The organism is Maridesulfovibrio sp. (assembly GCF_963678865.1).
In the GTDB taxonomy this organism is placed as follows: domain Bacteria; phylum Desulfobacterota; class Desulfovibrionia; order Desulfovibrionales; family Desulfovibrionaceae; genus Maridesulfovibrio.
Genome location: NZ_OY787459.1, coordinates 2,585,060 through 2,602,272 on the forward strand (window position 1 = coordinate 2,585,060; position 17,213 = coordinate 2,602,272).

At 46.6% G+C, this 17,213-nt stretch carries 19 protein-coding genes; 8 read left to right on the forward strand and 11 right to left on the reverse strand.

What is annotated here, in order from left to right; all coding sequences use genetic code 11:
- Nucleotides 1–44: 44 nt before the first annotated feature.
- Nucleotides 45–971 (reverse strand): ParB/RepB/Spo0J family partition protein, encoded by a 927-nt coding sequence (locus ACKU41_RS11900; RefSeq protein WP_319777593.1) that lies wholly within the window; start codon nucleotides 969–971, stop codon nucleotides 45–47.
- Nucleotides 972–1,091: 120 nt separating this feature from the next.
- Between ACKU41_RS11900 and ACKU41_RS11905 the strand changes: the two genes are divergently transcribed.
- Nucleotides 1,092–1,517: a hypothetical protein gene (locus ACKU41_RS11905; protein WP_319777594.1), complete on the forward strand. Its 426-nt coding sequence runs from the start codon at nucleotides 1,092–1,094 to the stop codon at nucleotides 1,515–1,517.
- Between the two features lie 53 nt (nucleotides 1,518–1,570).
- Here the strand turns inward: ACKU41_RS11905 and ACKU41_RS11910 are convergent, their stop codons facing one another.
- The 8 genes from ACKU41_RS11910 to ACKU41_RS11945 form a co-directional block, all read right to left on the reverse strand.
- Complete coding sequence (locus ACKU41_RS11910; RefSeq protein WP_321401004.1) at nucleotides 1,571–2,350, reverse strand: AAA family ATPase; 780 nt, start codon at nucleotides 2,348–2,350, stop codon at nucleotides 1,571–1,573.
- A gap of 286 nt (nucleotides 2,351–2,636) precedes the next feature.
- On the reverse strand, nucleotides 2,637–3,644 hold the full coding sequence (locus ACKU41_RS11915; protein WP_319777596.1) for an NAD-dependent epimerase: 1,008 nt from the start codon (nucleotides 3,642–3,644) through the stop codon (nucleotides 2,637–2,639).
- 2 nt (nucleotides 3,645–3,646) lie between these two features.
- Nucleotides 3,647–4,429, reverse strand: coding sequence for a slipin family protein (locus ACKU41_RS11920; RefSeq protein ID WP_321401009.1), 783 nt, complete (start codon nucleotides 4,427–4,429; stop codon nucleotides 3,647–3,649).
- Nucleotides 4,430–4,454: 25 nt separating this feature from the next.
- Nucleotides 4,455–5,765, reverse strand: coding sequence for a nodulation protein NfeD (locus ACKU41_RS11925; protein WP_321401012.1), 1,311 nt, complete (start codon nucleotides 5,763–5,765; stop codon nucleotides 4,455–4,457).
- Between the two features lie 123 nt (nucleotides 5,766–5,888).
- Entirely contained in the window at nucleotides 5,889–6,689 is an 801-nt protein-coding gene (locus ACKU41_RS11930) for a hypothetical protein (RefSeq protein WP_321401014.1), read from the reverse strand.
- A complete protein-coding gene (gene coaBC, locus ACKU41_RS11935) occupies nucleotides 6,665–7,876 on the reverse strand; it encodes a bifunctional phosphopantothenoylcysteine decarboxylase/phosphopantothenate--cysteine ligase CoaBC (protein ID WP_321401016.1) in 1,212 nt (403 codons plus the stop codon). The genes ACKU41_RS11930 and coaBC overlap by 25 nt, the downstream gene beginning before the upstream one ends.
- The gene (locus ACKU41_RS11940) at nucleotides 7,876–8,367 is read right to left on the reverse strand and encodes a hypothetical protein (RefSeq protein WP_319777601.1); all 492 of its coding nucleotides are present in this window, start codon (nucleotides 8,365–8,367) and stop codon (nucleotides 7,876–7,878) included. Before ACKU41_RS11940 ends, coaBC begins: the two co-directional genes overlap by 1 nt.
- Before the next feature lie 172 nt (nucleotides 8,368–8,539).
- Complete coding sequence (locus tag ACKU41_RS11945; protein ID WP_319777602.1) at nucleotides 8,540–9,217, reverse strand: hypothetical protein; 678 nt, start codon at nucleotides 9,215–9,217, stop codon at nucleotides 8,540–8,542.
- Nucleotides 9,218–9,365: 148 nt separating this feature from the next.
- On the opposite strand from ACKU41_RS11945, the gene queA reads away from it, so the two are divergent.
- The 7 genes from queA to ACKU41_RS11980 all read left to right on the forward strand — a co-directional run bounded on the left by queA (nucleotide 9,366) and on the right by ACKU41_RS11980 (nucleotide 14,678).
- Nucleotides 9,366–10,451, forward strand: a complete 1,086-nt coding sequence (gene queA, locus ACKU41_RS11950; protein WP_321401030.1) for a tRNA preQ1(34) S-adenosylmethionine ribosyltransferase-isomerase QueA — start codon at nucleotides 9,366–9,368, stop codon at nucleotides 10,449–10,451.
- Between the two features lie 181 nt (nucleotides 10,452–10,632).
- Nucleotides 10,633–10,863, forward strand: a complete 231-nt coding sequence (locus tag ACKU41_RS11955; protein WP_319777604.1) for a 4Fe-4S binding protein — start codon at nucleotides 10,633–10,635, stop codon at nucleotides 10,861–10,863.
- A gap of 1 nt (nucleotide 10,864) precedes the next feature.
- On the forward strand, nucleotides 10,865–11,932 hold the full coding sequence (locus ACKU41_RS11960; protein WP_319777605.1) for a 3-methyl-2-oxobutanoate dehydrogenase subunit VorB: 1,068 nt from the start codon (nucleotides 10,865–10,867) through the stop codon (nucleotides 11,930–11,932).
- A 2-nt stretch (nucleotides 11,933–11,934) separates the two neighbouring features.
- On the forward strand, nucleotides 11,935–12,693 hold the full coding sequence (locus tag ACKU41_RS11965; protein WP_319777606.1) for a thiamine pyrophosphate-dependent enzyme: 759 nt from the start codon (nucleotides 11,935–11,937) through the stop codon (nucleotides 12,691–12,693).
- 1 nt (nucleotide 12,694) lies between these two features.
- Nucleotides 12,695–13,237 carry a 2-oxoacid:acceptor oxidoreductase family protein gene (locus ACKU41_RS11970; RefSeq protein ID WP_319777607.1) on the forward strand — a complete coding sequence of 181 codons (543 nt, stop codon included), beginning with the start codon at nucleotides 12,695–12,697 and terminating at the stop codon, nucleotides 13,235–13,237.
- A gap of 351 nt (nucleotides 13,238–13,588) precedes the next feature.
- Nucleotides 13,589–14,407, forward strand: a complete 819-nt coding sequence (gene aroE / locus ACKU41_RS11975; protein ID WP_321401054.1) for a shikimate dehydrogenase — start codon at nucleotides 13,589–13,591, stop codon at nucleotides 14,405–14,407.
- Nucleotides 14,408–14,516: 109 nt separating this feature from the next.
- A complete protein-coding gene (locus ACKU41_RS11980; RefSeq protein ID WP_321401061.1) occupies nucleotides 14,517–14,678 on the forward strand; it encodes a hypothetical protein in 162 nt (53 codons plus the stop codon).
- Nucleotides 14,679–14,680: 2 nt separating this feature from the next.
- Here the strand turns inward: ACKU41_RS11980 and ACKU41_RS11985 are convergent, their stop codons facing one another.
- Both ACKU41_RS11985 and ACKU41_RS11990 read right to left on the reverse strand, forming a co-directional pair.
- Nucleotides 14,681–15,682, reverse strand: coding sequence for a hypothetical protein (locus ACKU41_RS11985; RefSeq protein WP_321401065.1), 1,002 nt, complete (start codon nucleotides 15,680–15,682; stop codon nucleotides 14,681–14,683).
- A gap of 143 nt (nucleotides 15,683–15,825) precedes the next feature.
- Nucleotides 15,826–17,190, reverse strand: coding sequence for an NAD-dependent succinate-semialdehyde dehydrogenase (locus tag ACKU41_RS11990; RefSeq protein ID WP_321401073.1), 1,365 nt, complete (start codon nucleotides 17,188–17,190; stop codon nucleotides 15,826–15,828).
- Between the last annotated feature and the right edge of the window lie 23 nt (nucleotides 17,191–17,213).

Here is a 17,213-nt window from a genome sequence, read left to right on the forward strand (position 1 = left end):
ACAAAGACATACTATAGCCCTGAGTTACAATGATCTGCAATCAATTATGAACGCAGTTCAAGTATCGCCACCAGACGCTCAAGCTCTTCCGGGTTTGCATAGGAGATGGTCAACTTGCCCTTACTCTGGGAACCGCTGAAACTGACCCTGGTTTCCAAAGCTGATTCCAAACGTCCTTTTATGCGCTCAAGATTTTCATCAACTTTTTTAGGTTCTTTTTTCTTTTTTCCGGAGGTTTTGGGTTTGGCAACAACATCCCCTTCCGGCAGTTCGCCATGCTCTTTAAAATATGTAGCTGCGCCTTCACACTGACGCACCGACATGCCGCTGCTCATCAACCTGTCAAACAACTCATCGCGAGCCCCATCATCAGAAACAGCCATAAGAGCGCGTCCATGACCGGCTGAAATCTTACCGTTACCAATGGCGTCCTGCACGGGTTCGGAAAGAGTCAACAAACGCATGGAATTTGATAACGCAGATCTGCTTTTGCCAACCTGACCGGCCAACTGCTCCTGACTGAGTCCGAACTTGGTGATCAATTCCTGATACCCCTTGGCTTCTTCAATGGGGTTCAAATCTTCTCGCTGCAGGTTCTCGATCAAAGCAATGGCCATGCTTTCAAGATCGGTCATTTCCCGGACCAAAGCAGGTATTTCTCCAAGCCCGGCCAGCTTGGATGCACGTAAACGCCGCTCACCTGCAACAAGCTCAAAACGATCTCTACGCCCCGGAACAGGACGTACCAAAATAGGCTGCAGCACACCCTTGGCGCGAATGGACTCGGAAAGGTCTTTTAAAGCCTCGGGAGAAAATTCCTTGCGCGGCTGATTAGGGTTGGCAACAACCATATCAATATCGATTTGACGGGCATCAATTGAAGCCTCAGAAACCGACTTTTCATCTACACCTTTGCCGCCTCCCAGAAGGGCATCAAGTCCCCTTCCTAAACCGCCAGTGACACCTGCCATGGATTTTCTCCTTATTTTTACAGAACCGCAAAAACGGTTCTGACAATATTTCCTTTGACTTGATCGAAACCGTGATTATTGTATCCCGAGTTCATCAATAACAATAACGTCGGAGGCTACATGTCTAAACACGATGATAATCTTACAGAACTTTTCGACAAAAACGGCAACCTGATTGGTGCCCTGCTTACTGCTGACCTTTGGGCAAAAGTAAAACCCATGATCAAGGATTTGCTTCCTAAAGAAGCTCCTCAGGAACGTCCTGAGCCTATTGGAGAGTGGGAAACTCTAAAAGAGTATTGGGACTTCTCCTACCCGGTAGATACTGATGTACATTGCGAGCTTTGCGGAAGCAGGACCGAAGATTGGGAAAAAGATGATCCCCGCAAATTCAGGCTTATGTCCTGCAACCTTGGGGGCCTGGTCTCATTTAAATGTACCCAGTGCAATGCACGCATTGTAAAAAAACATTTCAAAGACAAAATTAAAGTTGAGTGTACTCCCTACATTGAGGAAAAGAATACGAACTTAGAAGCTCGTTATTAATTCCCCTCTCCTGATTTCCACACTGAAAGCCGACATCTCTGTCGGCTTTTTTATTATCCTTCCTGCTCTGCTTTATGCCGCTTGACCACTTCCTGAGCCAGACTCAAATAAGCCAGAGCGCCATTGGATTTAGCATCATAGGAGATCGCAGGCTTACCAAAACTTGGAGCCTCGGAAAGACGTACATTTCGCGGAACAATAGTCTCGAACAGACTGTCCGGAAAAGCCTTACGCACTTCATTTTTTACCTGTCGGGCAAGTCTATTGCGTTTATCGTACATGGTCAGAACTACACCCAAGACCGTAAGCTCAGGATTCAGCCTTTTCTTGACCAGTTCGTAAGTCATCAGCAACTGAGCCACTCCCTCAAGAGCATAGTATTCTGTCTGGAGCGGAACCAGCAGTTCTTTCGCTGCACAAAGAGCGTTTACAGTCAGCAGACCAAGTGACGGAGGACAGTCAAAAATAATATAATCGAACTCATCATCAACTGTTTCCACTAGATCTTTAATATAATATTCCCTTCCCATCTTATCAATAAGCTCAATCTCTGCACCCACCAAATCCTGGCTGGCCGGCATAAGCGAAAGATAGGGAATGTCTGTTTGATATATTGCTTCCCGGGATCTTTCCGGCTCAAACAACACAGAGTAAATATTTTCTCTGGAATCACCGGGATAAAATCCAAGTCCGCTTGAACCGTTTCCCTGCGGGTCGCAGTCAACAAGCAGAACCTTTTTTTCCATTACTGCCAGGGAAGCTGAAAGATTGATGGAGGTAGTTGTTTTCCCTACTCCACCCTTCTGGTTGGCTACTACAATTCTTTTTGCCACTTGAAACCACCTTGTTCATGAGATTTCAATCTTCATGTTTCACGTGAAACATATCAATCGAGTTGACACAAAAACAACAGAGCCAAAGCTAGTCTGAAAAAAGTTTTAAATCAAGAAAAGTGACGCACAAAATGAATAGTTAAAAGCGGAATACAACTGTCAAAACACAATAAAAAAACAAATAAATAAAATATTTCAGTAGACTAAAAAAACAGCAAATTATTAATGAACAAAAAAAAAGACCGCTAAGAAAGCGGTCTTTTAAAAAAGCATTCAGAACTACTAACTATACGTTGTAGTAATTTCTATACCACTCAACAAATTTGGCGATGCCTTCTTCTACTGTGGTTTCGGGCTTGAAATTAACATCCCGGACAAGATCATCCACATTAGCATAGGTTGAAGGAACATCACCCGCCTGCAACGGCATCATGTTCTTCTCGGCCTTCTTACCGATGCAATCTTCAAGAACTTCGATATAGCGCATCAGTTCGGTGGGCTGGTTGTTACCTATGTTATAAATACGGAAAGGAGCGGGGCTTGTTCCCGGATCGGGAGTATCTCCGGACCAATCAGTATTAGGGGCAGCAGTGTTCTTCATAACCCTTACCACACCTTCAACGATGTCATCAATAAAGGTAAAATCACGAAGCATCTTGCCGTGGTTGAAAACATTGATGGGCTTGTCTTCAAAGATGGCTTTAGTGAAAAGGAAAAGAGCCATATCAGGTCTGCCCCAAGGACCGTATACAGTAAAGAAACGCAGCCCGGTGGTGGGAATATTGAACAGATGGCTGTAAGAATGTGCCATAAGTTCATTAGACTTTTTGGTAGCAGCATACATGCTTATAGGATGATCAACGTTATCGTGAACACTGAAAGGCATGTTGGTGTTAAGGCCATATACAGAACTGGAAGAAGCATAAACAAGATGCTCTACTCCGTTATGACGACATCCCTCGAGAATGTTCATGAAACCGACCACATTGGAATCAATGTAGGCCTGAGGATTGATCAAGGAATAACGGACACCGGCCTGAGCAGCGAGGTTGACTACGTGAGTGAACTTTTCTTCAGCAAAAAGCTTTTCCATGGCTTCACGGTCAGCCATATCCATATAAGCAAAAGTGAACTTTTCGTTATCCTCAATCTGCTTGAGGCGATTTTTTTTGACGTTTACGTCGTAGTAATCATTAAGAATATCAAGGCCAACAACTTCGTGACCCTCAGAAAGAAGACGTTTGGAAAGATGGAAACCGATGAACCCGGCAGCTCCAGTAACTAGGACTTTCATTATTATTTGCTCTCTTGGTCTTTTTTATTTATTGCCCCTCCCCTGCCGGAAAACGGAGCCAGCATATTCACTAAATCTAGAGGAAGAGGGATTATGGTAGAAGATTTTCCTTCAGCAGACATCTCGCGCAAAGTCTGCAAGTATCGCAACTGCAAAGCTTCAGGATGAGCGGATATAATTTCAGCAGCTTCTGACAGCTTGTCTGCGGCCTGAAATTCACCCTGAGCATTGATCACTTTAGCCCGACGTTCGCGCTCGGCCTCAGCCTGCTTGGCCATGGCCCGCTGCATTTCCTGCGGCAGGTCAATATATTTAAGCTCGACTGTGCTGACCTTGATCCCCCACGGATCAGTGTGCATATCCAGAATTTCCTGAATTTCGCTATTCACTTTTTCGCGCTGGGCAAGTATCTCATCAAGCTCGACGCCTCCACATACGCTACGGAGGGTGGTTTGTGCAAGCTGAGAAGTGGCAAACATAAAATCCTCAACCTCGAGAATAGCCTTGATCGGATCCGTAACCCGGAAATAAACAACTGCGTTAACCTTGATACTTACGTTATCACGCGTGATAACATCCTGATTGGGAACATCAAGAGTCATGATCCTCAGCGATACACGGGTCATACGGTCAACAATAGGAATCAGTATTATGAGTCCGGGACCTTTAGCTTTTATCACCCGGCCCAACCTGAAAATCACTCCGCGCTCATACTCATTCAGAACTTTCAGGGCAGTGATCAAAAAGAAAACAACGAACAGAATTACAGGAATAAGAAAAGTCATACCAACCTCCCAAAGATTAAAGTGATCATATCTTTTTTAAGACAATCAGGGTTAGACCACGGGAATCGATAACCTTGATCGCAGTTCCGGGTTCATAAAAAATTTTATCATCTGCTTCAGCATTCCAGATTTCTCCGCGCACGCGAACCTTCATACGCTCACCTCTAAGTTCAATCACCTCACCATCAAGACCAACCATGCCCTGCAACCCCACGCCGGACTTGGAAATCTGAGACTTGGCCACAAGATATACTATGATTCCGGCAAATGCTGCGAATGTCAGTACCGTGCCTAAAATTGTACCCAAGGGGAGACCCGGTGAACCTTCACGAAAAAGGACCAATGATCCGATAAACAGACTGATCACCGCCCCAAGACTGAGCAAGCCGTAACTGACGATAAAAATTTCAAGAACAAAAAGCACTGCACCAAGCAGAAGTAAAAGCAAACCGGCAGCATTGGTTGGTAAAACGGACATGGCATACAAACCGGTCACAAGACAAAAAGCACCCAGCACTCCTGGCAAAATCGTTCCGGGATGGGATAATTCAAAAAACAAGCCCAACATCCCACCCAGAATAAAAAAATACGCTATCTGAGGATCAAGTAACCATGAAAGAACAAGGTATCTTAGACCGGGCTCATATTTGACGGTTAAAACTTCATCCTTCAAAAATTTAACTTTATTACCTGCTACAAGAAAGCCTCTAGCGCCAAGTTGCTCCAGAAAATCCTCCACAGACAAGGCCAAAAAATCCACAATATTCAGAGTCACCGCATCTTGAGCGTCCACACTGATTCCATCCTGAACAGATTTGACGTACCACTCTACGTTTCGTCCCCTCTTGCGGGCGATACCTTTGATCAGGCTGACCATATCTCCAGTCACTTTCCGGCTCATGGTTTCGGGAAGATCATCACCAGAAGATGAAACCGGGCTGGCCGCACCGATAGATGTTCCGGGCGCCATAGCCGCAACCTGAGCTGACGCAGTAATAAATGTCCCGGCAGAGGCCGCATGCGCACCCTCGGGACCGACCCATACGCAAACGGGAATATCACTGTTCATGATAAGTTTGACCATCTCACGCATGGAAGTACCAAGACCTCCGGGAGTATCAAGCTTAAGCAGCAAAAGATCATGATCGTCATCACCTGCTTGCTCAAGAGCATCCTCAAGCAGATGAACCTGAGCAGGGCTTATCCCTCCCTCAATTTCAAGCAATAATACACTGACTTCTCCAGCTGAAGCAGGTGCAGCAGAGCTGCTGAGAAAAAGCATTGTAGTGATGATCAAACAATAAATGAGACCTGAACATTTCTTACAATATCGCACAGCACCCTCCTTATAAAAAGGACTTGTGAATAATAATGCCAAATCAGCAGAGATAAATAAACTGAATAAAAAGAAAACCCCGCCTTGAAAAAAGACGGGGTTAAAAAAACATATTTGGAAACATCAGAAAAGCGGCAAGCGCAATAACGAGATACAAAGAAGTTGCTGCTCGTCAGGAGGAAGGGTCTTCAGAAAGTCAGGGTCCTGAAGCATAAGCATCTGCACCCCGTTGATATGAACTGATGCTGAAGACGCTGGAGCATCAGGGGCAATTATAGAGCGGGTCTGATCTCCGAAACTGGCTATGAACTTGACTCCGTAGGACTCTACACCTTTCCAGAAAATTTCGGATTTGTTTTCGAAATCGCTGCCATTCCAAGAGGTGCAGGGCCAAAATGAAATCGCTCCTTTAGGCAGGCCCATATAACTGATCAGGGACTGAAAGAGCTTACGCCGCTCTGCATCTGCCTGACCGGAAAGATCCTGACCCAATTGTGCATAAGTCCAAAAAATCTGAACCCGAGGGCTGATGCGGCCCGCAAGAGTGGACCATGGAGCAGGCCAAGACTCAGGATCAGGGAAATTAACCTTGGGCTGGATCGGTGATTTACGCGTATCAGGGATACGCGACGGCTTTGCCGGAGGGGTACGGTCAAAAGAAGGCCGCTGCTGATTCTGCGGGGGAGCTGATTGGGTTTTCCTGACCACAGCAGAATGTTGTGCAGGAGATGGTTGCTGCGCTGCTTGTTGCGGATTGCGCTGTACCTGCTGCCTGCTTTGCGCTGGAGCACCCATACGCTGCCGAGCCGGTTTTTCGAGTTCCTCGATACCGGGCAGTGCATCTTTGAAAACATACTGCAAGCCGTTCTGATACCACGGCCTGGCACTTTCAAGTACGTTTAATTCTGCAGAAGGAGATCCCATATACGCCACGCTATTTCAGTTTTAGGTAGATCAGGCCATTCCTCAGACCGCCCTGCCCTGTCCAGTACATAAACAGAATTGGTGCAAGACTCAAATCCTGCACCGGGCTTATTGATAGGATTAGCACAAATCAGGTCAAGATTCTTGCGTTCAAGCTTACCCCTGGCTGCTTCCTCAATATTGGAAGTCTCTGCAGCAAACCCGATCAGCTGCTGTCCATCCTTTTTCATGGAACCGATGGTCTTAAGAATGTCCGGGTTGGTTTCAAACTCAACCCGCAGTGCATCACTTCCTGCCTTTTTAAATTTACTTTCACCATGGGGGATCGGCTTGAAGTCAGCAACCGCAGCGGTAAAACACCCGGTGGTACAAGAGGGCCAAACCTCTGTGGCGGCATCAAACATCTGCTGAGCAGATTCAACTTTGATCACATTAATATCAGCAGGAAACCACCACTTAACCGGCCCGGAGACAACAGTGACCTTGGCACCGCGCAGCCAAGCAGCCATGGCAATACAGGCTCCCATCAGACCGGAAGAAGGATTGGACCAGAAGCGGACCGCATCCCATTTTTCACGGGTAGGCCCCAGAGTGATCAACACGTGCTTACCGCTCATGTCATTCGGAGAAACAGCACGTAAACATTGGGCATAAATGGATTCAAGGGTAGCAAGACGTCCCCGACCATGATCACCACAGGCGACATCGCCGCAATCAGGCCCGATGAATTCAACGCCTCTTTCCGCTAGTATGCGGCAATTCTCCCGAGTTGCCGGAGCATCCCACATGGCAGGATTCATGGCCGGGGCCACCAATTTCGGACCTTTGAAAGCCAAGGCCTGACAGGAAAGCATGTCATCAGCAAGTCCGTGAGCCATACGGGCAAGAACCGAAGCCGTTGCCGGGGCAACAAGCAGGGCATCTGCGGCCTGTCCCGGCTCAAGATGACCAAAGGTATCGTCTAATGTAGGAAACATTTTTTCCCAGACCTTGAAAGCACCAAGGGCCTCATAACTGAGGCCCCTGATAAATTCCTGCGCACCGGAAGTAAGTGTAACACTTACTTCAATCCCGGCCTTTCGAAACATACGCAGTAAGTCCAATGACTTGTAAGCCGCGATGGACCCGCTGACACCGAGATGGATGCGTTTCCCTAAAAAACAGTCAAAATTCAGATGTTCGTTCATTATTGTATATTGTTTTCCTGAAGCCCACCGGAACTGGGTACGGCATCAGCTTTAAGTTCTACTGCATAGATCTCAACTTCAGTATTATAAGAACCGTCCATGATCCTTATGGTACAACTTTTGTAAGGTTTTACAAAAGTCAGCTGGGAAAAAGTCGAGGTAAGTGCACTTTCAAGATTCCAGTTGTCTTTAGCCATCTGGTTCTTGAAGAAATCAATGAGGGACTGGTTTTCAACGCGGCCCTTAAGAACAATCTTGCCATATTTAAAATTTTTGCGGTCGGCAACAAAAGACTGATCAGGTTCGCGGCTCAGTTCATTGGGAACGGCAATGTCGTCAAATTCAGTGTAAGGAACAAATTCCTCATAACTTTCGGTGGCGCCAGATGTGGCTACGACCGGTTCTTCAGAAGATTTGTTAGTTACGGCCAGACAACCGGTAAGGCCCACAAAGATCATGGAAACAAGAAACATTTTAAAATAAGTACGCATATCTATTCCTCCGATTTTATGCCGACGCATATTGAAATACAGACCAGCCGGGCTGGACTTGATTTGTCACTCAAATCAGACGCAGGTACAATCAACAACAGCAGCCCCCCCGCATCATCTAGACTTTTTCTACAGCCATGAGGGCAAAAAATCAATTCAACTAAAAGTAAAATCAACCGTTCAGACGTTTAATCTTATCCGTAAAATAATTTTCCATTTCACGACGGTCTTTACGTAAACGAATAAGCTCAGCTTCCATAATCTCAAGCTTATGCTTCAAGTTAGTGTTTTCCTGAGCTAATTCAGTAGTCGCTTCCTCAAGCTCTATGTCTTTCTGCTCCAGGGCATTGGTGCGTTCACCATATTCTTCAGTGATGGATTTGATATCCAGCTGCGGCAAAGCCTTGATTTTTTTTTGACTGCGGGCAAGAAGAACAAAAGCTTTTTTGAGCTTGTAAATATCTTCACGCTGCTCTTCAATGATTGACTTCTGATCGGCAATCACTTCAAGTGACTTGCTCATCTTGTCCATCATATCGGCAAAAGCTCCGCTCAACTCAGCCTGAATATTCATGGCCGGTTGGGCCGGTACGCCGCGCTCAGAGGGGCTGATCTCAATAGTGCGGGGAAATTCGGATCGGAGCTGCTGCTCAATTTCCGTGGTGACCATCCCTTCATTATATAAGGTGACGATACGCTTGAAGATTTCTACAGCGGATTCGGGGTACTTGGTAACCCGGCCCATTTTTTTACTTGAAAGAAAATCCTTGAACAGCGAAGCATAGCGCCTCGCAGTGGGAGCAGGGATCATCGTAATCTTGGATATTTCAGCTACTGACAACCATTTCATAATCAAATCCGGATTTGGTGATCAACGTGACAATCAAACAGGCTTGTTTGACCGGACAATCAAAGAACAAACACAGCATTCATAGACCTTGAAGGTGTCTGCTGTAAAGATTCTTACCAGATTATCATCAATAATGAAAACCGAAAAAATGAACATAAACACAGAAGACTTTTTCCTTAAAAGCTACGACTTTGAACTACCTGAACAGCAGATAGCACAATGCCCCGCAGTAATGCGCCACGGTTCTAAGCTGATGGTCCTTGATCAGAAAAGCGGTGAAACCGAAATAAAAAATTTCACCGACATTGTGGATCTGCTCCCGGAAGGCGCCCTGCTGGTGGCTAACAATTCTAAAGTCGTCCCGGCACGTATATTCGGCAAAAAACCTACCGGTGGACGGGTGGAATTTCTGCTGCTGACCCCCCTACCTTTAATAAAAGCCGAAGAGGTACCCGGTGGTTTCAAAGCCCAGGCCCGCGGACTTCTCCGGGCCTCAAAGGGTCCCAAGCCCGGTGACGAAATTTTCTTTGATGGCGGGCTGAAGCTTAACGTACTGGGCAAAGGTAAATTCGGACTTTCCGAAGTTGAGCTGCAGTGGACGGGTGATCTTAAAAAAATATTTGAGGAATGCGGTAAGATTCCACTGCCCCCCTATATCAGACGTGCTGCAGATGAAACTGACAATGAACGTTACCAGACACTTTATGCCTGCGATGAAAAAGCCGGATCAGTGGCTGCTCCTACTGCCGGACTGCATTTCTCCGAGGAAATCAATGAAAAACTGAAAGCCCAAAATATTAAACGGGCTGAAGTTACTTTATACGTTGGCTACGGAACGTTCAGCCCTGTCCGGGCTGAAGATATACGTGATCATGAAATGCACAGTGAATACATTGAAATCCCTAAAGAAACCGCTGCCGCAGTAATCAAAGCCAAACAGGAAGGACGCCCGGTTATTGCCGTGGGGACCACCTCCGCACGCACTCTTGAAGGTGCTTTTCAGCAAGCCGGAGAAATCTGCGAATTCAAGGGCGAGACCAATATCTTTATCTATCCCGGCTTTGAATTCAAAGTGGTTGATCGCATGATTACCAATTTCCATTTGCCGGAATCGTCTCTTGTCATTATGATTTCCGCTCTCGCCGGTAGGGAAAATGTTTTAAAGGCCTACTCTGAAGCGGTTAAAAATGAGTTCAGGTTCTTTTCCTACGGGGATTCAATGTATATAAAATAAGTTACAAATTACATTTGGACGTAGTTTTGACGGAAAAATTTGCACCTCAACGCAAATAATTATACGTTGTTTTACAGCATACACATCTGAAGGGTGTGTCGTTTTCGAGATAATAAAGACTCTAATGGTCCCAGCCCGTTGATATAACGGGCTTTTCTGTCCACGGTAACAGGAGTTTAGGATGTCACGAGTAGAATTTTTGGATGAACGGTGCAAGGGCTGTCTGCTCTGTACAACCGTCTGTCCAAAGCAAATCATAAGGCAATCCGACCGATTCAACCAGCACGGTTACAAAGTTGCTGAAGTCGCGGCTGAGGATATGGAAAAGTGTACCGGATGTACTTCCTGTGCGCTGATCTGTCCGGATATCGCTATCCGGGTATACAGAACCAAAAAGGCCAAAGGAGAATAGTATGGCTAAGAACGGCGAAAAGCTTTTCATCAAAGGCAACGAGGCTATCTCCCGAGGCGCTATTGCAGCCGGACTCAAGTGCTACTTTGGCTACCCCATCACACCCCAGAACGATATTCCGGAATACATGTCCGCAGAACTGCCCAAAGTCGGCGGTGAATTCGTTCAGGCCGAAAGTGAAGTTGCCGCAGCAAACATGCTCATAGGTGCAGCTGCTACAGGCACCCGCTGCATGACCTCTTCTTCCAGTCCCGGCATTTCCCTAAAACAGGAAGCAATATCCTACCTTGCAGGCAGCCAGCTCCCCGCAGTCATCGTCAACATGAACCGTGGCGGACCGGGACTCGGCGACATCGGTCCCAGTCAGGGCGACTATTTTCAGGCCACAAAAGGCGGCGGACACGGTGACTACCGCACCCTCGTTCTTGCTCCCGGAACCTGTCAGGAATGCTATGATCTTGTCATCGAGGCATTCGACCTCGCGTTCAAGTACCGTAACCCGGTCATGATTCTCGGTGATGCCATCGTCGGACAGATGAAAGAACCGGTCATAACCTGGACCCCGGAATCCAAATCAGCTGAGGAAGGAGCCGAGTGGCGCATTGAAGGAGCCAAAGGCCGTGATCACCGCATCATCAAGTCACTTTTCCTCACCGAAGGTTCCCTCGCAGAACACAACCTGTCTCTGCAGGCCAAATATAACGACATGGCCAAGTTCACCAAGCAGGAACTTTTCGAAACAGAAGATGCAGAACTCATCGTAGTTGCCTACGGTTCCATCGGACGTATCGTAAAAAGCACCGTCCGCAAATTGCGTGCACAGGGTCACAAGGTCGGACTGTTCCGTCCCATCACCCTCTACCCTTTCCCTTCAGAAGAGCTGAATAAGCTTGCCAAGCAGGGTAAGAAATTCCTGACCATTGAACATAACCTCGGTCAGATGGTTGAAGACGTACGTCTTTCCATCCGTACCATTACCGACAGTGATTTCTTCGGCTTCATGCCCGGAAACCTGCCCACCCCCGACGATTTCGAGGAACCCATCCTCAAAAGCCTTGGAGGGAAATAGATATGAGCGAACAAGAAATTCTGGCCTTTGACAAGGCCGACGCTATTGTAGACGTTCCCACCCACTACTGTCCCGGCTGCCAGCACGGTATCGCCCACAGACTTGCTGGTGAACTGCTCTCCGAAATGGGCTTGACCGAAAACACACTTCTGGTCACCTCAATTGGCTGTTCCGTATTCCTCTACAACTACCTGAACGTGGACAGCGTGGAAGCGCCTCACGGCCGCGCCCCGGCAGTTGCCACAGGAGTCAAAAGAGCCCGCGGTGACAAGTTTGTACTCTCCTATCAGGGTGACGGCGACCTTGCATCAATCGGTATGGCTGAAATTATGCACTGCGCAAACCGCGGTGAAAAAGTCTCCATTATCTTCGTAAACAACACTGTTTACGGTATGACAGGCGGACAGATGGCCCCCACCACCATGGAAGGCCAGAAAACTACAACCTCTCCTGCCGGGCGTAATCCGGACAAGGAAGGTATGCCCATCAAGATGGCTGAAATCATTGCCTCTCTTGGTGGTACCGCATATGCCGCACGCGTAGCTCTGAACAATGTGAAGAACATTCGCAACGCCAAGAAAGCAATGAAAAAAGCTTTTGAAGTGCAGCAGCAGGGACTCGGCTTCGGTTTTATCGAGCTGCTTGCAACCTGTCCCACCAACTGGAGAATGACTCCCATTCAGGCGAATGAAAGGATCGAAAATGAAATGATCCCTTACTTCCCTCTGGGTGTATATAAAGATGTAACCGCGGAGGACTAAGATGAGCAAATACCTCGACAGCATCATTGCCGGATTCGGCGGACAGGGCGTTATGCTCATCGGTAACCTGCTGGCATACTCAGGCATGAATGCCGGACTCAATGTAACCTACATTCCGGTATACGGGCCTGAAATGCGCGGCGGTACCGCCAACTGCACCGTAGTTCTCTCCGAGGATGAAATCGGTTCACCAATCATCCGCAGTCCGCACAGCCTGATTATCATGAACCGTCCTTCACTGGATAAATTCCAACCAATGCTCATGGATGATGGTATCCAGATCGTCAACTCATCACTCATTGATGAAGAACTGGTGGACACCAAACGCATCAAATCTTACATGGTGCCCTGCAATGATATTGCCGACAAGCTCGGCAATACCCGCATGGCAAACATGGTTGCACTCGGTGCTTTCATCAAAGCAACCGGGATCATGGACCTGCAGGCAGTCATCGACTCCCTCGAAAACGTGATCTCCGCTCACTACCACCATCTCATCCCCAAAAACGCAGAAGCACTCAAAGAAGGCGCTGCTGCTATTTAAGTAAGCACACTCTAAATGCCCCCTGCAAATATTCGCAGGGGGCATTTATTTTTGATACGCTTCGCACTATTTATTTAAGATATTTTGCCTCCGGCGGCGGGGACGGCGGTACCAAGTAACTTTTTGGAAAAAGTTTATCTGGACTCTTCAAAAACATTTATTAAGGCTACGCCGAGTTGAACGGCAAAATGTGCTTGATTCAATCAAAGCTTATTTATAATTCTAACTATTCAAACACAAAAATCCTGCCTTTAAATATTTCTTAAAATTTTATCATTAATTTTAAGCATTTTATTTCAAAAAAACGACCTATTCTTTACAAAAGACCACAAACGTCTTCAGGAGCGAAATATGGAAGTATTCAAGCCTGAAAAGCTTTTCGGAATAATCGGACACCCACTTGGACATACCATGAGTCCCCTTTTGCACAATTGGGGCTTTGCGGAACACAAAATCCCTGCAGTCTACATGGCTTGGCCCACTGAACCTGAGAAGGTTGAAAGTTTTATGCAGACTTTCAGAAATCTGCCGATTTCAGGGGCAAGTATTACCATTCCTCACAAAATTTCCGTAATGGACTACATTGATCAACTAACCGAACGCGCAAAATCAGTTGGAGCGGTAAACACCCTCTATTGGGAGGGTGATAAAATAGTGGGCGACAACACTGATGCTGCAGGAGTATCCGAACCGCTCCGCCCATATTCTGATCAGGTTCAAAAAGCCCTTTTGATCGGGGCAGGCGGAGCTGCTCGCGCTGCGATCACAGGGTTAAAATCATTGGGCATCAAAGAAATATTTATTACCAACCGCACCAAATCCAAAGCAGATGACCTAGCCGCTGAATTCAAAATATCAGCTATTGATTGGGAAGCTCGCGGTGATCAGCACTTCGATCTTATCGTGAATTCAACTGCGCTGGGCATGTCCGGAAAATTTGAAGAGATCAACCCCATGATCATGGATAATCAGGACGAAAACACCATTGTCTTTGATCTGGTCTACAATCCTATGGAGACTGTTTTCATTAAGGAAGCCAAGGCAAAAGGATGTACCGTAATTCACGGAATAGAAATGTTTGTCCATCAAGGATTGGAGCAGTTCCGTTTGTGGACCGGTGTTAAGCTGGATGAGAAGAAAGCACGAGAATTGCTGCTGCAGAATTTGTAATCTAAAGACAAAATTTCCGTTTACAGTCACTCCCCTAAAAAAAACTTTTGTGGAACTATCTCCTCAACACGCCGGAGCAATTATGCCGAAGGCGAAAAAGGAGACAGTCATGGCAAAGAGAACTAAAAAAAAAATTAAACCGGTAGATAATGAAGCAAACATGCCTAACCCTAACAAAGGGACAAAGGGAACAAACCGCCAGTATTCCCAAGTTCACGGTAACCGTGGCAAACAGATGCAACCAGAGAGAAAACAGAAAAAAGAAAAATAAATTCAGTTTTGGTGACAAGGCCGATTGCGAACCTTGTCACCAAACCACTTCACATAATTAAGCTCGTGATAATTCTGCCACTTTGAATATTGACTTTGAAAAACAGTGACAAGCTCGGCATCATTCTCAAATAAACTAGGCACATCCATTTTTCTAATACTGTCAAAGCAGGTGTGCAAAAAACGTGTGACCCCATAATCAATAAGCAACCTATCGTCTTTACAAAAAAAAGTATCCCTAATCATGATAATTGTCTCCCAAGAAGGGAACGGATCGCCTTTCATCCAAGCAAAAATCTGTCTTTTTTGACTTGAAATATCTTTTTCGCACTGTAATTTCGTTAGGGAAGGTAAGATACTAGATAATTCTCTAATACTGGTAACTTTGAGACAACGCATTATAAATCTGATGTATCGCTTCATGGGCAAATCGACTTTTCCCCCGGAATAATCAGGAAGAAAATTATGGAACCACAAAACTGACCGTCCGCCAAGAAGAGGCATATATATTGGGTAGCCACGAACTCTTGCATTACCGTAACCCCATGCAACATCAAAAGCAGAGAGCAAAAAGAGTGACAAGGATAGGAAAAGGGCAGCAGAATTTGGGTGCAGGAGCAATTTTTTATTTTTAAATATCGGCTTGTTTCCAATTCTTTCCCACGCCGGACGATAGTATTCCCCAAAGAAATCATCAGGAAGATCTGACTCACGCAAACAATTCATCCAGTCTTTTTTGCCACGCTCTCTGGCTTCGGCAGCCTGATAACAAACGTCTTCAACACTGCATATCATTTCGGCAAAATAGTCATAATCGTAAGGATAATTTACCCCATACCCAAGCTTAAATGGGGTGACTACATTTGCCCACGGCCTGTCTTTTATAGACTCAAATAAATCAAGGGCAGTCTCCTTATCCATCTCAAATGCCGACGACAGTTCGCCCATTACCGAGTCAATGCGTGCAGGCCTAGGCATAGTTTTGCCGTTGAACCAGTTTCTCAATGTCCTCTCGGAAACAGAGGTAATCACCTCATACAAGTTTGATGGGGAACAAAAAGGGCCACCGGGTTGAATTATTAACCCTAGAGTATGCGGATCAATCAGCATAAAATGACAATCAGAAGATAAGGTAGAACAGAAAAGTATTATCCAATACAAACAGACTTCACGTTCACAAACTCGCGAATTCCATAAGTGGATAACTCACGCCCGTAACCGGAATTCTTGACCCCCCCGAAGGGAAGCGGCGGGCGGCTGCTGACACGTCCATTTACATAGACCAGACCGGCTTCGATCCGACGGGCAAGACGTAGGCCCTTTTCCTCATCACTGGTCCAGACGGAACCACCTAGGCCGAAACTACTGTCATTTGCCATCTCCATGGCCTGTTCTTCACTCTCTGCCTTGAAAACAAGAGCCACCGGTCCAAAGAATTCCTCACGTCCTGCTTTGCTTTCAAAAAGTACACCGGTGATGATGGTCGGGGGATAAAAAGCGCCCTCGCCTTCTGGAATTACTCCTCCGGTTACAATATGCCCACCTGCTTTTATACAAGCATCTACCTGAGCTTGCAGATCCTCACGGAACGGGAACGAAGCCATGGGTCCCATGACCGTTTCTTCATCCATAGGATCTCCCAAGGGAACTGCTTCCATGCACTCTTGGAGTTTAACGATAAATTCATCGTAAACATCACTGTGGACTATGAATCTTTTGGCAGCAATACAGGCCTGCCCGGCGTTGGAGCAGCGAGACTCAGTACCGATGGCAGCAGCCTTGGCAAGATCAGCATCAGCAAGGACAACGAAAGCATCGCTTCCGCCAAGTTCCATAACACTTTTCTTGAGCCTGGCCCCGGCTGCAGCTGCAACCATACGGCCTGCAGCTTCACTTCCTGTCAGGCAGACGCCCACCACGGAATCATCATCAAGAACATGCTCCACCTGTGCAGCACCGATGAGCAGAGTTCGAAACACGTTGGCAGGAAAAATTGAATCGCGAAATACTTCTTCAAGCGCCAACGCGCACTGAGGTACGTTAGAAGCATGCTTTAACAGTACAGTATTCCCGGCCATAAGAGTGGGCACAGCAATACGCAAAACCTGCCAGACAGGGTAATTCCAAGGCATAACAGCCAGCACGGTACCCATGGGAGCATACTCGACATAACACTGCATACCGTCCACGGTCTTTGGTTCCGGCTCCAGCATGGCTGCGCCATTGTCAGCGTAGAAATCACAAACCGTTGCGGACTTTAGTACCTCAGCCCTGCCGGACTTGAGGGGTTTACCCATTTCTGCGGCCATAAGCCCGGCAAAATGGTCCGCACGCTCACGTAGAAGTGCAGCAAGATTTCTCAAACAATCTGAACGTTGTTCCATGGAACTGAGCTTCCATGTACTGAAAGATTTTTGTACAGCGGAAATTGCAGAGTAAGTCTGCGCGGATATAAACTCATCAAAATTTTTTTCAACCAGCCCGGTCATGGGGTTGGTACTTTGAATAGCCATCTGGGCAATACCTTGTTTTTACG